Here is a 14,101-nt window from a genome sequence, read left to right as displayed (position 1 = left end):
GTAATTGCAGGCTTATTTTTTTGTTTACTAATTATTGGAATTTGTATTAAAATGGTTAAAAATACTAAAAATTTAGTATTTTCAAAGGGGGTGCGAGAAGAAATGCGTCTAATGGTTCTTGGGTTACTTATTAAAAGTGATTCGTTATCTGGTTATGAAATACAACAGGCTCTAGATATGGTGCAAAGTAGTAAATGGGCAGAGGTTTTTCCAGCGTCTATATACCACGCGCTGAAAAAAATGACAAAAGAAGAATTAATTCGAGTAAAAGCAATTGAAATGACTGGTAAACGTTCGAAAACGATATATTGTATTACAGAAAAGGGAAGTCAAGAATTTAAAAGGCTACTAAAGGAGTCGCTTCAAAAATCATCAGTTGTGTTTCCAAAACACCTATATACAGCGTTAACTTTCCTTTCAGAAGAAGAGAGCATGAGGGAAGAGATGTTAGAGGCTTTAGAAGAGCAGAAAAGTGAAATACGCGTTACTTATGAAGAAATGAGGAAAGGAGAAAGACTGAAAGATAATGCGCCAGTGTATGTGAAACTTATTTTCGAAAATATGTATGAACAATGTGAGATGCAACTTCGATTCATTCATAAGTTAGAAAAACTATTAAAAAACTAAAAATATGGTGGGAAGCATATGAAAATCGATCATCTTGTTGTAAATGTGAATAAGGAAATTCAAGAAAATAAGGAAATAATTAAAAATGTACAGTCTACTGGATTACCATATGTTCCTAAATGGGGAAAGGGAACAAAAGGATTTAAAGTATCTAACATATGGATTGGAAAAGAATATTTAGAATTAGTAAGGGTAAAAACGAAAGACGGAGGAGGCTGGGTACAAGAATGGGTTCGGAAATATAATGATGGCCATAGAGGGCTTATCGGATTAGCAATTGATGTTGAAAATATAGATGATGTGTATGAAAAAATGATCAGTGATGGAATTAAAGTTACAAAACCAGAACCATTGCAATTTAGGTGGTTTTTTAATTTATTTAAGAAAACAATGCCATGGAAAAATGCATATATACAGCCGATGAAAGGGATGCCGTTTCAATTTTTCCTACAACAAATGAAAGATCAAAAGAGCAGAGAATATATGGAGAAATATATGTATCCAAATAGTATAGAAGAGGGTGTCACGGGAATTGTTGCGGTGAAATTGCATGGAGAAGTAACAAATGAAGATCGGAACATTATTGGATGTCTGTTCTCAGATGTTACAAATGAGGACAAAGAAATAATTATCCGTTTAAAAAATCAAGTGATTCATTTAATTCAATCGAATGAGCATTTCATTGAGATAATGCTAGATTCCAGCAAAGAAGCACATAAGGGAAAGAAACTAAAAATAGAAAATATAACATTGATAAATGTATAATAAAAAGCCTGTTTTCACAGGCTTGTATTTTCATCTATTAGTAATTCCATTACAACACCTACAACTGGACCCTCGTCATCAATATCCCCGTTTAAACGGAAGCCGAATGACTCATATAGTCCCATTGCGTGTTTGTTGTCTGGATGTAAACTTAAATAAATTATTTTACAATCAAATTTTTCTTGTAAGAATTGAATGAGTAAGCGAAGGAAACGTTTTGCGTATCCTTTTCCTTGATATTGTTGATCAAGCATAAAACGATCTAACCATACGCTTTCATGCTCTTTCCGATACCATCCATACATTGCATAACCTACAAGTGTTTCTCCATCATATAAACCTATTGACGTCCCGTTTCCTTCATATAATGATTCTGCTAAAGAAAACGCATTACTTTCAATAAATTGCTGCTGGTCTTTTGCGACGTTTAAAGCAGCTACTGAACGCCAATTTTTTTCTGTTACTTCACAAATGTGAAGATTCATAGTTCCAACTCACCTTCTAAATTAATATAGCTTAAAAGCTAATATGGATAATTTTACTTGTTATTTTGGTCAAGTCAAGCAGAAGCACATAAAAAAGAAGCTGAATGTCATATTCAGCTTCTTATCAAAAGTTGATTAGCTAGTAGCTTCTTTCAATGTATTCACGTTTTCTTCCATTAAAGTGAAGTAATCTTTATTATTCTTAGCATCATCTTCAGAAATAGTAGCCAGGTGATTTAAGCGTAAAACTGTTGTACCTGTTTCTTTTTGAATAACGGATGCTACTTTTGGAGTAGAGAAGGTTTCAAATAAAATATATTTTAAGTTATGCTCTTTTACTGTTTTTGTAATGTCAGCAAGCTGTTTTTGAGATGGTTCATCAGATGCTGAAATTCCAGCGATAGGAATCTGTTTCAAACCATAGCGTTGTTCCCAGTAACCATAAGCAGCATGAGAAACTAGAATTTCTTTTGTTTTTGCATTTGCTACAGCTGCTTTAAACTGATCGTCTAAATCAGTAAATTTTGTTTGAAGTGCTGCAAAGTTTTTTTCGAACTCTTGTTTATGCTCAGGTTGTAATTCCACAAGTGCATTTTTAATTTTTTCTGCCTGTTTCATTGCTAGAGTAGGATCTAGCCAAACGTGTGGGTCTTTATCGTGATGCTGTTCATCTTCTTTATGGCCATCTCCATGATCGTGATGTTCTTCTTCAGTAGAGGCACGCAGTTCGATACCTTTAGTTGCATTTACAATTTTAACATTTTCTTTTTGTAATGTTTTTTCCATTTTTTCAGCAAATGGTTCTAATTCAGCACCGTTATAAACGAATAAATCTGCTTTTGCAACTTGTACTGTTTGTTTTTGACTTGGTTCAAATGTATGTGAATCTGCACCAGGCGGGTAAATTGCTTCAACATTTACATAGTCTCCACCGATTTTCTTGGCGAAATCAGCAAGTGGGAAAATAGTTGTATAAACAGTTAGCTTTCCATCTTTCTTGGCAGTATCTTCTTTTTTATTTGAACAGCCAGCAAAAACTAAAGTGAAAATAAGTAAGAATGAAAATATAGTCAATCTTTTAGGCATGAAGTTCTCCTCTTTTCTTTTTTACGGATATATTTTCCCCAATTATAGAAGAAAAATATCATTTTAATACAAAACGGAATAATTACGTTTTAGTTTGCGAACTTAGTATAATACATCTTTAATAAAGTTGCAATAAATAATAATCATTCCGATTTAATTTTGTTATAAAGTTTTCAAATATAGATGTATTATTTTTGCGAATGCATGCATATATGACAACGCTGTGTTCATATATTTGAAAGGAGGGTAAAGAGGGGGATGAGTGTTTGGGGTACTTAATGGAAGCTATCTTATTGATATTAGCGGTAGTATTGCCATTATCTTTCGTTTTAATCTTTTTAAGAAGATTAATAAGTAATTTAGGGAATGCATCAACAATAACGAAACTGCCAGAGAAAGAGGAGAAAAAAGAGTAAGTAAAGCACTATGCGTACGCATAGTGCTTTACTTATGGTAAAATAAGAACAGGAAACTCCTAAAAGTTGTATTGTGCTTAAGGAGAGAAAAGTAAAATAAGAGGTATATGCATATATGATTAAACGAACAGCGTTAGTACTTGGTGCAAGTGGGTTAGTTGGGCAAGAGATAACGCGTCTATTACTTGAATCAGATTACTACGATTCGGTTACTATTTTTGTAAGAGAACCAATGCAATGGCAACATGAGAAATTACAGCAAAAACAAGTGGATTTTTCGGTATTAGAGGAATATAAAGAGTTTTTTGCTGTAGATGATGTTTTTAGTTGCCTAGGAACAACAATAAAAAAAGCAAAAACAAAGGCGAATTTCAAAAAAGTAGATTATGAATATACGTTACGTGCGGCTTGTTTAGCTGAAAAACAAGGGGTGCAAAACTTCCTTGTTGTGTCTTCAATGGGAGCAAATCCTAAATCGTTTTTCTTTTATTCACAAGTAAAGGGGAAAATGGAAGAGGAATTGCAAAAGTTAGTAATCGGTGGTATTCACATTTTTAGGCCATCATTATTAGTAGGAAATCGACAAGAATTTCGCTTTGGTGAACGAATGGCTGAAAAGTTATCTCGTATTGTTCCTTTTATATTTAAAGGTGCTTTTAAAAAATATAAACCTATATCTGCTAAAGATGTGGCAAAAGGGATGTATATAACTGCGCTGCGAGAAGAATCGGGTATCCATATTTATAATTCAAATGAAATTACAACGATAGAATAAATAAAACCGAGAAGAATGACTTCTCGGTTTTATTTATTGATGTTGAATTTTTTTACATTGTATCATTCTCTTTTTTGTTTCGCTTATAAAACGCTTATACGAAAAATTTTGTCTATTCGTGTTACAATGATTAATATGAAATGAATTGAATTGGAGGATGACATATGTATCAGGCATATTATGAAAGTGAATTAGGTTTGCTGGAAATTACAGCGAACGAAGAAGGAATTACGTCTGTTATATTTGTTGATGAACGCCAAGAAGCAAATACAAATGAAATGATAGATCAATGTATAAATGAGCTGGATGAATATTTTAAAGGAAAAAGAAAAGAGTTTACTGTACCATTGTCTGCGAAGGGAACACTCTTCCAAAAAAATGTATGGAATGCACTCTATACTATTCCGTATGGCGTAAGTGCTTCATATTTAGATATTGCAGAGAAGGTTGGAAATACGAAAGCTGTACGAGCGATAGGAGGAGCGAATAGTCGTAATCCAATTTCAATAATCGTTCCGTGCCACCGTGTAATAGGAAAGAGTGGAAAGCTTGTTGGGTATGCGGGTGGTTTATGGAGGAAAGAGTGGTTGTTAAAGCACGAAGGTATTTTGAAATGAAGTATGGTAGGAAAGAGGGATTGTTTTGAAATGTATAAATTGTGGGCAACCTTGCGAGAATGATCAGTTAAACTGTGCAAGTTGTCAGCGAACCTTGCACAATGAACAAGGTGAAGGAAGCTCGCTAATAGATAAAGAATTACAAGAATATGTAGGAAGGCAATATCCATATTACAAAAGAAAATGGGATATAGAGAATAAGCGAATTGCAAGGTGGAGTTGGAATGGTTGGGCTGCTATTTTTAATGTAGGTTGGCTTGGATATCGTAAGTATTATTTACCTGCCGTTTTATTTTTGCTGCTATTAGTAGCATGTGATGCGTTTTCTTATTATATGGGATTCAACGTAGCGTTACCGATTATTAATATGGTACCTCTCACGTTTTTATTACTCATTTTTATTCTATTTGGAATGGCGATTTTTGCAAATGGATTATACTATCAATTTGCAGAAAGGCGTATATACCGAATAAAAGCACGGGGAATTAAAGAGGAAGCGGTTGAAAATTATCTCATTCGTGATAGTGGTGGAACGAGTAAAATGGGAGCGACAATCGTTACTATATTAGCAGTTGCTAGTATTTTCTTCAGTCATTTCTTTTTTCCAACTGATCGAGATATTATTCAAAAAGTTCGTACAAGTTCGCTTTATGAATATCCTTTCTTTTCAATTGGTGAATCGTTCGAAAATTATTTTCAAAATTCAGGCTGGATATATTATCGCGGGACGGAAGGATTAGAATTAGTAGAATTCCAAGGATATAGCGCCGGGATGTCCAAACAAAAGGTAACGATTCAATTTGTTGTTGATTATAAATTAGGTGAAGTTGAGCCATACTCATTTACGATTAACGGTGAATCTAAAAATGAAGAAGAGTTTTTGAAGATGATGGACGATATATTTAAAATTCAAAACCCATTCGACATAGAGGATGGATTACAAGTGAATGCTATACAAAAAAAGCGGATGGAAAGTGATTTCTGAGCGCTTTTTTCTTTTTTTATCAAAAAAATATTTAAAATAGTCAGAATTTTTTGTATAATGATATGTATTATACAGGTTTTCATTTATACATATAGATTGGGGGAAGGAAGAATGAAGAGGAAGGTAACAACGCTTGCTGCACTTGCGTTATCGACTAGTGTATTGGTTGCGGGATGTGGGAATGGGGAGAAGGCTTCCACAACAAAGAAAGAATCAGATAAGGGAGTGGCAGATAAACAAGTATTAAATTTACTAGAAACAGCTGAAATTCCTTCAATGGATACATCTAAATCAACAGATTCTGTATCTTTCCGTGTATTTGTAAATGCAATGGAAGGTTTATATCGTCTAGATAAAGATAATAAACCAACGCCAGGTATGGCAAAAGATGTGAAGATTAGTGAAGATAAAAAGACATATACATTTGAATTACGTGATGCGAAGTGGTCAAATGGCGATCACGTTCGAGCGCAAGATTTTGTCTATGCATGGCAACGTACACTAGACAAAGCAATAGCAGCAGAATATGCATTCATTTTATTTGATGTGAAAAATGCACAGAAAGTAAATAAAGGGGAATTACCGTCAGATCAATTAGGTGTTAAAGCGAAGGATGATAAAACGTTGGTAGTAGAATTAGAGCAACCAGCACCTTATTTCCTTGAGCTTACTTCGTTCCCTACGTTCTTCCCGTTAAATGAAAAGTATGTGAAAGAACAAGGAGATAAATACGGATTAGAAGCAGATAAATTATTATACAATGGACCATTTACAATGAGCGAATGGAAACATGAACAAAGTTATCAGTTAAAGAAAAACCCAAATTATTGGGATAAAGATACTGTGAAATTACAAGAAATTAATGTAAGTATAGTGAAGGAAACGAGCACTGGAGTGAATTTATATGACAGTGATCAAGCAGACCGTGTTATTTTAAGCTCTGAGTTTGTTGATAAATATAAAAAGAATAAACCAGAGGAATTTAAAACGAAGTTAGACCCGCGTATGTATTTCTTACGCTTTAATCAAAAAAATGAAACATTTAAAAACCAAAAGGTTCGTGAAGCAATTGATTTAGCATATGATAAAAAAGGAATTGCGGATGTTATTTTGAATGATGGATCATTGCCAGCGTATTTCTTAGTACCTGAGAAATTTACGACAGGACCAGATGGGAAAGACTTCCGTTCTGTAAATAAAAACTTCCGCGATAGTAAAGATAATGCAGCGAAAGCAAAAAAATTATGGGAAGAAGCGAAGAAAGAGCTTGGTCAAGATACAATTACAGTAGAATTACTAAATGATGACAACGGTAGCCGTAAAAAAGTAGGCGACTTCATTAAAGAAGAACTAGAGAAAAACTTACCTGGTATTAAAGTGAATTTGAAACAACAACCATATAAGCAGAAGCTAGATTTAGAAAAGAAATTTGAATATGAATTCTCATTATCTGCATGGAGTCCAGATTATCCAGATCCAATGACTTATATCGATATGTTCGTTACTGGAAGCTCATTTAATGAAATGGATTATTCTAATCCGAAGTATGATGATTTAGTAGCGAAATCAAAAGGAGAACTATTAAAAGATGATGCAGCACGCTGGAAAGCACTTGCGGAGGCTGAAAAAATCTTAATTGGTCAAGATGCTGCAATTTCTCCTACGTACCAACAAAGTACCGCTTATTTAGAGAAGCCGTATGTAAAAGGTATTGCTAATCACACGTTTGGTGGGGACTTCAGTTATAAATGGGCATATATTACAAAAAAATAGTATAATAAAAGATGAGTGAATTTTCACTCATCTTTTATCTGTTTAAGGAGGAACGTTACGTGTTGAAAGGAATTAATCATCTTTGTTTTTCAGTATCCAATTTAGAAAACTCTATAATGTTCTATGAAAAAGTACTAGAAGGAGAATTATTAGTTAAAGGGAGAAAACTTGCATATTTTAATATATGTGGAGTATGGATAGCACTTAATGAAGAGGTACATATTCCGAGAAATGAGATTCATCAATCTTATACGCACATTGCGTTTTCTGTTGAACAAGAAGACTTTGAACGCTTGATACAGCGATTAGAAGAAAATGATGTTCATATTTTACAAGGAAGAGAACGTGATGTGAGAGATTGTGAGTCTATATATTTTGTTGATCCTGATGGTCACAAATTCGAGTTTCATTCAGGGACGCTACAAGACCGTATAAATTATTATAGGGATGAGAAACCTCATATGACATTTTACTAAGGAGGAATAATCATTGCATGCACTTGTAATTGGCGGAACAGGAATGTTAAAAAAAGTATCTATATGGCTTTGTGAACAAGGATTCCATGTTTCTATTATTGGACGAGATGAAGTGAAATTAGAAAGTGTTAAGCGAGCGAGTTCTGCACCAGAAAATATTACATGCCTTTCGTTAGATTATCATAATGATGACGATGTAAAGTTAGCTATTAAAGGTACAATTGAGAGAAATGGTCTAATAACATTAGTTGTCGCATGGATACATTCAAGTGCAAAGCATGCATTATCACTCATCTGCACAGAGCTAGAACTTTCGCCTACAACATACAATTTATTTCATATTTTAGGCAGTAAAGCATCGCGTATAATTGCACAAAAAATAGGTGGTACAAGATGTAGTTATCATAGAATTATATTAGGTTTTATTTTAGAAGATACATACGGAAGATGGCTTACTCATGAAGAGATAGCTGAGGGGGTAATAAAAGGAATTGAAAATAAATGTGGGGAATGGGTTGTAGGCAGAGTAGAGCCGTGGGAATTACGGCCAAAATGGTAAGGGGGAATAAGGGATGAAAACAACTGTATATGTAACAAGGCACGGTGAAACAGAATGGAATGTAGCGAAGCGAATGCAGGGGCGGCAAAATTCAGCTTTAACTGAAAATGGTATGTTACAAGCGAAACAACTAGGGGATCGAATGAAAAATTTATCGATTGATGCGATCTATAGTAGTCCGAGTGAAAGAACACTCCATACTGCCGAGTTAATAAAGGGCGAACGTGATATACCGATAATAGCGGATGAGCATTTTTATGAAATTAACATGGGAATATGGGAAGGACAAACAATCGATGAAATAGAAAGGCAATATCCAGAAGAAATACAATTATTTTGGTATGAGCCACATCTGTTTCAGTCAACGTCAGGAGAAAATTTTGAGGCCGTTTATAAAAGAGTAATTGAGGGGATACAGCTTCTTTTAGAAAAGCATAAAGGAGAAAATATATTAATTGTTTCTCATGCGGCAGCGACAAAATTACTTGTAGGACATTTTGCGGGTATTGAAATTGCAAATGTATGGGATGATCCGTTTATGCATAGCGCTAGTCTTAGTGTGATTGAGTTTGATGACGATTGTGGTGAAGTAAAACAATTTGCAGATATAAGTCATTTTCAGGAAAAGTAAAAAAGGCCGCAAAACGGCCTTTTTTGTGGGTATAAAAACTAGCAATTACGTTTTTTATACCAGAAGTGATCGAATTTCTTATTTTTGCAAGATGAGAATTTATGTCTGCAATCGTGACAGTCCTTACCATGATCACATGAATCATCGCAATGGTGACCGTTTCGGTGAGGGAAGAATTCGCATTTCTTACAGAAACATCGTTTAGTCCAGAAACATTTCTTTTCAAAGCGTACGCATTTTGTAACGAAAGTGCAATGTTTCACGCGAGTACGTTTTGTAACTATAACGCATTCTTTTCTACGAGTAACCTTCGTAACGAATGTCCATTTTTGAACGCGTACACGAGTACATTTTGTAACAAATGTCCATTTTTTTACATGAGTACATTTTGTAACGAAAGTACAATGTTTTACGCGAGTACATCTTGTTCTTGGACATTTACGCCCTGTTGTACATTTATTCCCTGTTGTACATTTACGTCCTGTTGTACATTTACACCCAGTTGTACATCGATGATGAGAGAATTTATCATCATCGCACTCAAAAGTACTTGGATCTTGGTGTAAGAAATCCTCCATCCCTGCACTTTTGATTTCTTCAACAGCTTTTCTAATATCACGTTTCATAGAAATCCTCCTTATCATGAATTAAAGTGAAAAGGTATTCTTTTTCCTTAACATGATATGAGATACGGTTTCTTTCTGAACAGGACAAGAGTGTAATTTTATATAAATGGATGATAGCGGATGTATGGACAAGGCGTGGTGCATACATTGAATGAAGAGAACTGAGAAGGGATGAGAAAATATGCTGCCTTCATATGATTTTTTTATTCATCCAATGTACGTAGTGGAATTAAAAAAAGACATTTGGTCAGATAGTCCAGTGCCAGCAAAGTTAACATATGGAAAAAAGAAGTATGACATTGATATTGTTTACCGTGGTGCTCATATTCGCGAATTTGAGAAAAAGTCTTATCATGTTCAATTTTATAAGCCGAAAAGATTTCAAGGGGTCAAGGAATTTCATTTAAACTCTGAATTTATGGATCCGTCTCTTATACGTAATAAACTATCATTAGATTTTTTTCATGATATTGGCGTACTTTCACCAAAGTCACAACATGTATTTGTAAAAATTAATGGTCAAATTCAAGGGGTATATTTACAGTTAGAATCAGTTGATGAAAACTTCTTAAAAAGTAGAGGATTACCGAGTGGTTCTATTTATTATGCGATCGATGATGATGCGAATTTTTCTTTAATGAGTGAGAGAGACAAAGATGTTAAGACAGAGCTCTTTGCAGGGTATGAGTTTAAATATTCCAATGAAAATAGTGAAGAACAACTGAGTGAATTTGTATTTCAAGCGAATACTTTGTCGAGGGAGGATTATGAAAAAGAAATTGGGAAGTATCTACATGTAGATAAATATTTACGATGGTTAGCTGGAGTTATTTTTACGCAAAACTTTGATGGTTTCGTTCATAACTATGCACTATATCATAACGATGAAACAAATTTATTTGAAGTTATACCGTGGGATTATGATGCGACTTGGGGGCGAGATGTACAAGGGAGACCGCTTAATCATGAATATATTCGCATTCAAGGGTATAACACGTTAAGTGCAAGGCTGTTAGATATACCTGTATTTAGAAAGCAATATCGAAGTATTTTAGAAGAAATATTAGAAGAACAATTTACAGTTTCATTTATGAGGCCGAAAGTAGAAGGAATGTGTGAATCGATTCGTCCGTATTTACTACAAGATCCATATATGAAAGAAAAATTAGAAACATTTGATCAAGAGGCTGAGATGATTTTTCAATATATAAATAAAAGAAGAAAATATATAGAAGAGCATCTTAATGAATTGGATTAATTTTGAAAGAGATTGAAACATTATCAATCTCTTTTTTTGTATAATAGAGATATACCAAAAATAGTAAAATGGTATTTATTTGATAGAGAATAGGGTGTGTAGAGATGACGATTAAATGGATTGATTGGGTAAAGCAAATACAATCTATAGCCCAGGCAGGGTTAACGTATTCCAAGGATGTGTATGATATAGAGCGTTTCCAACAATTAAGGGATATTTCAATTTCAATGATGTCACATTACACAAAAACAGATTGGGAAGTCGTAGAGAAATTATTTGCAAGTGAGACAGGCTATCAAACACCTAAAGTTGATATTCGAGCGGTAGTATTTCAAAATGAGAAATTATTATTTGTGAAAGAAAAAAGTGATGGGAAATGGGCATTACCAGGTGGATGGGCTGATGTTGGTTATACTCCAACAGAAGTTGCTACTAAAGAAGTTTTAGAAGAGACAGGATATGAGGTAGATCACTTTAGATTACTGGCTATATTCGATAAAGAAAAACATCAACCATCTCCATCAGCAACACATGTATATAAGATTTTTATTGGCTGTAAGATTGTTGGAGGGGAAAAGAAAGTTAGTATTGAAACAGAAGAAATAGAGTTTTTTGGTGAGGATGAATTGCCAGATTTATCAATTGCTAGAAATACTGAAGAGCAAATTAAAGAAATGTTTGCCTACATGAAAGATCCACAGAAAGAAAAACTAATAGATTAGCGTTGCTATACATATTGTTGTAATGAAGATATTGGCAGATTGCAACCTTTATGTGATAATGGGATGATATGTAAAGAAAAAAGGAGATAGAAAAGAAAATGTTAGCAAACATAATAGATCAGTTATTGCAATTCTTTGCGAGCTTAGGGTACTTTGGGATAGCACTAGGTTTAATGATTGAAATTATTCCAAGTGAAATTGTACTTTCTTATGCTGGTTTTTTAGTAGCAAATGGTAAAATTAGCTTTGTCGGTGCAGTTATTGCTGGAACAATCGGTGGTACTTTAGCTCAAATCTTTTTATACTGGCTCGGGTACTACGGAGGACGTCCAGTTGTAGAGAAATATGGAAAATATCTGCTTATTAATAAACATCATTTAGACATAGCTGAAAATTGGTTTAAACGTTATGGAGCGGGAGTAATATTTTCTGCACGTTTCATTCCGGTTGTACGTCATGCAATCTCTATTCCAGCAGGGTTAGCTAAGATGCCGTTAAGACTATTCACACTGTATACAGTAGTTGCGATTATTCCATGGTCAATACTATTTATTTACTTAGGTGAAAAGCTTGGTGGAAATTGGAGACATATTAAAGAATATGCATCTGATTACACACATTACATAATTATAGGAGCTGTTCTTTTTATTGCTCTTTACTTCGGTTTAAAGTATTTGAAAAAGAAAAAAACTACTCGTTAAAGTCAATGATGATTCATTGGCTTTTTTTATATGTTTCAGTTCTAAAAAAAGAGAGTTGTCCATAATGTGTAATAATAAGACGTAGCGGGGGAATGTGATGAAAGGGTCGCCGTTTATACGTGGAACGATATTTTTAACGATGGCAACGATGATATCTAAAATGTTAGGATTTATATATGTTATACCTTTTACAGCTATGGTCGGTACGAGTGGGTATGTGTTATACACATATGCATATCGTCCATATACGATTATGCTCAGTATTGCAACGATGGGATTACCACTCGCTGTTTCAAAGATGGTATCAAAATACGATCAACTGAATGACTATCATACGGTTAAAAGAGTGCTAAAGAGTGGTATGGTTTTTATGCTTTTAATGGGAGTTATCTCATGTTTTACACTTTATTTGTTAGCTCCATATTTAGCTGAATTTGTGATTGATGGAAATGATCAAACAGGGAATAGTGTAACGGCTGTAACTCATAACATTCAAATTGTAAGTTTTGCATTAATACTTGTACCAGTAATGAGCTTATTAAGGGGATTCTTTCAAGGATTTCAATCGATGGGACCTTCTGCGCTCAGTGTAGTTGTAGAGCAATTTTTTCGGGTCCTAACCATTTTGATAGGAAGCTTTGTCGTTTTATATGTTTTAGAAGCTTCTGTTTCATTAGCAGTTGGTATTTCCACGTTTGGTGCATTTATGGGGGCTATAGGCGGATTAAGTGTATTAAGTGCGTATTATATAAAAAGAAGAAGACACTTAAAGAAAAAAGAGATAGCAAGTATACCACAAACGACGAAATCTTTTTTCTCGTTGTATAAGGAGCTCTTTACATATTCAATACCGTTTGTTGTAGTCGGTTTAGCGATTCCGTTGTATCAGACGATTGATACATTTACAATTAATAAACTACTAATAGAAATCGGATATATGCAAGGAGAAGCAGAAAAGATTAATGCGATTATCGGCTTAGTTCAAATGGTTGTGCTTATTCCAGTTTCTGTTGCGACTGCTTTTAGCATGTCTCTCGTACCGGAGATGACGAAAGCTTATACAGCCGGAAATACGAAGCTATTGTATAAACATTTTACAAGAACAAATGTATTAGTAGTAGGGATTACGGTACCAGCGGCAATTGGGATGATGTTGTTAGCAAAGCCAGTATATACTCTTTTATTTGGTGCCGGAAATGATCCGGAGATGGGGAGTATCATTTTACAGTATTATGCTCCTGCTTGTATACTATTTTCTCTCTTTACAGTAACGGCAGCAATGCTACAAGGAATAAATCAGCAGCAGAAAACAGTATTAGGGTTAGTAATTGGAATTATTGTGAAGATACTTTTAAATATTGTACTGCTTCCATATTTTGATTATGTAAGTTTTATCATTTCAACATACGCTGGCTATACGATTTCAGTTGGCTTTAACTTGTGGATGCTTTCTAAATATGTTATAAAGGCAACATAAGCTTTTTAAGGCAGAGAACACTCTGTCTTTTTCTATGTTTCTAATATTTTTCTTATAAAAACGTTTTCAAAATAATTTTTCTATTGAAATTTAAACGTATGTTTCATATGCTGAACATGGCG

Annotated in this window: 16 protein-coding genes and 1 pseudogene; 14 read left to right on the top strand and 3 right to left on the bottom strand. The window is 34.1% G+C overall.

The window, feature by feature from the left end:
• Positions 1–102 precede the first annotated feature (102 nt).
• Both COI75_RS23225 and COI75_RS23220 read left to right on the top strand, forming a co-directional pair.
• Entirely contained in the window at positions 103–627 is a 525-nt protein-coding gene (locus tag COI75_RS23225; RefSeq protein ID WP_001238738.1) for a PadR family transcriptional regulator, read from the top strand.
• An 18-nt stretch (positions 628–645) separates the two neighbouring features.
• Positions 646–1,392: a VOC family protein gene (locus COI75_RS23220; RefSeq protein WP_000686856.1), complete on the top strand. Its 747-nt coding sequence runs from the start codon at positions 646–648 to the stop codon at positions 1,390–1,392.
• Positions 1,393–1,406: 14 nt separating this feature from the next.
• Here the strand turns inward: COI75_RS23220 and COI75_RS23215 are convergent, their stop codons facing one another.
• Together COI75_RS23215 and COI75_RS23210 are read right to left on the bottom strand one after the other, a co-directional pair.
• Positions 1,407–1,877: a GNAT family N-acetyltransferase gene (locus COI75_RS23215; RefSeq protein WP_001048686.1), complete on the bottom strand. Its 471-nt coding sequence runs from the start codon at positions 1,875–1,877 to the stop codon at positions 1,407–1,409.
• Between the two features lie 135 nt (positions 1,878–2,012).
• Entirely contained in the window at positions 2,013–2,963 is a 951-nt protein-coding gene (locus COI75_RS23210) for a metal ABC transporter substrate-binding protein (RefSeq protein WP_001126180.1), read from the bottom strand.
• A gap of 266 nt (positions 2,964–3,229) precedes the next feature.
• Between COI75_RS23210 and COI75_RS27045 the strand changes: the two genes are divergently transcribed.
• The 8 genes and pseudogenes from COI75_RS27045 to COI75_RS23170 all read left to right on the top strand — a co-directional run bounded on the left by COI75_RS27045 (position 3,230) and on the right by COI75_RS23170 (position 9,195).
• The gene (locus COI75_RS27045) at positions 3,230–3,379 is read left to right on the top strand and encodes a hypothetical protein (protein WP_000540934.1); all 150 of its coding nucleotides are present in this window, start codon (positions 3,230–3,232) and stop codon (positions 3,377–3,379) included.
• A 115-nt stretch (positions 3,380–3,494) separates the two neighbouring features.
• Positions 3,495–4,154, top strand: coding sequence for an oxidoreductase (locus COI75_RS23200; RefSeq protein ID WP_000596070.1), 660 nt, complete (start codon positions 3,495–3,497; stop codon positions 4,152–4,154).
• 164 nt (positions 4,155–4,318) lie between these two features.
• Positions 4,319–4,771: a methylated-DNA--[protein]-cysteine S-methyltransferase gene (locus COI75_RS23195; protein ID WP_000283901.1), complete on the top strand. Its 453-nt coding sequence runs from the start codon at positions 4,319–4,321 to the stop codon at positions 4,769–4,771.
• Between the two features lie 25 nt (positions 4,772–4,796).
• Positions 4,797–5,796, top strand: a pseudogene (locus COI75_RS23190) (DUF2628 domain-containing protein).
• A 71-nt stretch (positions 5,797–5,867) separates the two neighbouring features.
• On the top strand, positions 5,868–7,529 hold the full coding sequence (locus tag COI75_RS23185) for a peptide ABC transporter substrate-binding protein (RefSeq protein ID WP_000824552.1): 1,662 nt from the start codon (positions 5,868–5,870) through the stop codon (positions 7,527–7,529).
• Between the two features lie 59 nt (positions 7,530–7,588).
• Positions 7,589–8,005: a FosBx1 family fosfomycin resistance bacillithiol transferase gene (gene fosB / locus COI75_RS23180; protein WP_000911704.1), complete on the top strand. Its 417-nt coding sequence runs from the start codon at positions 7,589–7,591 to the stop codon at positions 8,003–8,005.
• A gap of 13 nt (positions 8,006–8,018) precedes the next feature.
• Positions 8,019–8,564: a short-chain dehydrogenase gene (locus tag COI75_RS23175; RefSeq protein ID WP_000543105.1), complete on the top strand. Its 546-nt coding sequence runs from the start codon at positions 8,019–8,021 to the stop codon at positions 8,562–8,564.
• 13 nt (positions 8,565–8,577) lie between these two features.
• Positions 8,578–9,195 carry a phosphoserine phosphatase 1 gene (locus COI75_RS23170; protein ID WP_000859198.1) on the top strand — a complete coding sequence of 206 codons (618 nt, stop codon included), beginning with the start codon at positions 8,578–8,580 and terminating at the stop codon, positions 9,193–9,195.
• A 38-nt stretch (positions 9,196–9,233) separates the two neighbouring features.
• On the opposite strand, the gene exsB is transcribed toward COI75_RS23170, so the two are convergent.
• Positions 9,234–9,821: an exosporium protein ExsB gene (gene exsB / locus COI75_RS23165; RefSeq protein ID WP_002095707.1), complete on the bottom strand. Its 588-nt coding sequence runs from the start codon at positions 9,819–9,821 to the stop codon at positions 9,234–9,236.
• 181 nt (positions 9,822–10,002) lie between these two features.
• Here exsB and cotH point away from each other — a divergent pair, with 181 nt between their 5' ends.
• The 4 genes from cotH (at position 10,003) to COI75_RS23145 (ending at position 13,979) form a co-directional block, all read left to right on the top strand.
• Complete coding sequence (gene cotH / locus COI75_RS23160) at positions 10,003–11,079, top strand: spore coat protein CotH (protein ID WP_000937994.1); 1,077 nt, start codon at positions 10,003–10,005, stop codon at positions 11,077–11,079.
• A 104-nt stretch (positions 11,080–11,183) separates the two neighbouring features.
• Positions 11,184–11,801, top strand: coding sequence for an NUDIX hydrolase N-terminal domain-containing protein (locus COI75_RS23155; RefSeq protein WP_000153588.1), 618 nt, complete (start codon positions 11,184–11,186; stop codon positions 11,799–11,801).
• A gap of 98 nt (positions 11,802–11,899) precedes the next feature.
• Positions 11,900–12,502, top strand: a complete 603-nt coding sequence (locus COI75_RS23150; protein WP_000880687.1) for a DedA family protein — start codon at positions 11,900–11,902, stop codon at positions 12,500–12,502.
• Between the two features lie 97 nt (positions 12,503–12,599).
• Positions 12,600–13,979: a putative polysaccharide biosynthesis protein gene (locus COI75_RS23145; RefSeq protein ID WP_000678851.1), complete on the top strand. Its 1,380-nt coding sequence runs from the start codon at positions 12,600–12,602 to the stop codon at positions 13,977–13,979.
• Positions 13,980–14,101 lie beyond the last annotated feature (122 nt).

The sequence above is a fragment of the Bacillus cereus genome, from assembly GCF_002564555.1.
Classification (GTDB): Bacteria; Bacillota; Bacilli; order Bacillales; family Bacillaceae_G; genus Bacillus_A; species Bacillus_A cereus_K.
The sequence above is the reverse complement of the archived record's forward strand: the minus strand, read 5'-3'. Positions and strand labels throughout refer to the sequence as shown.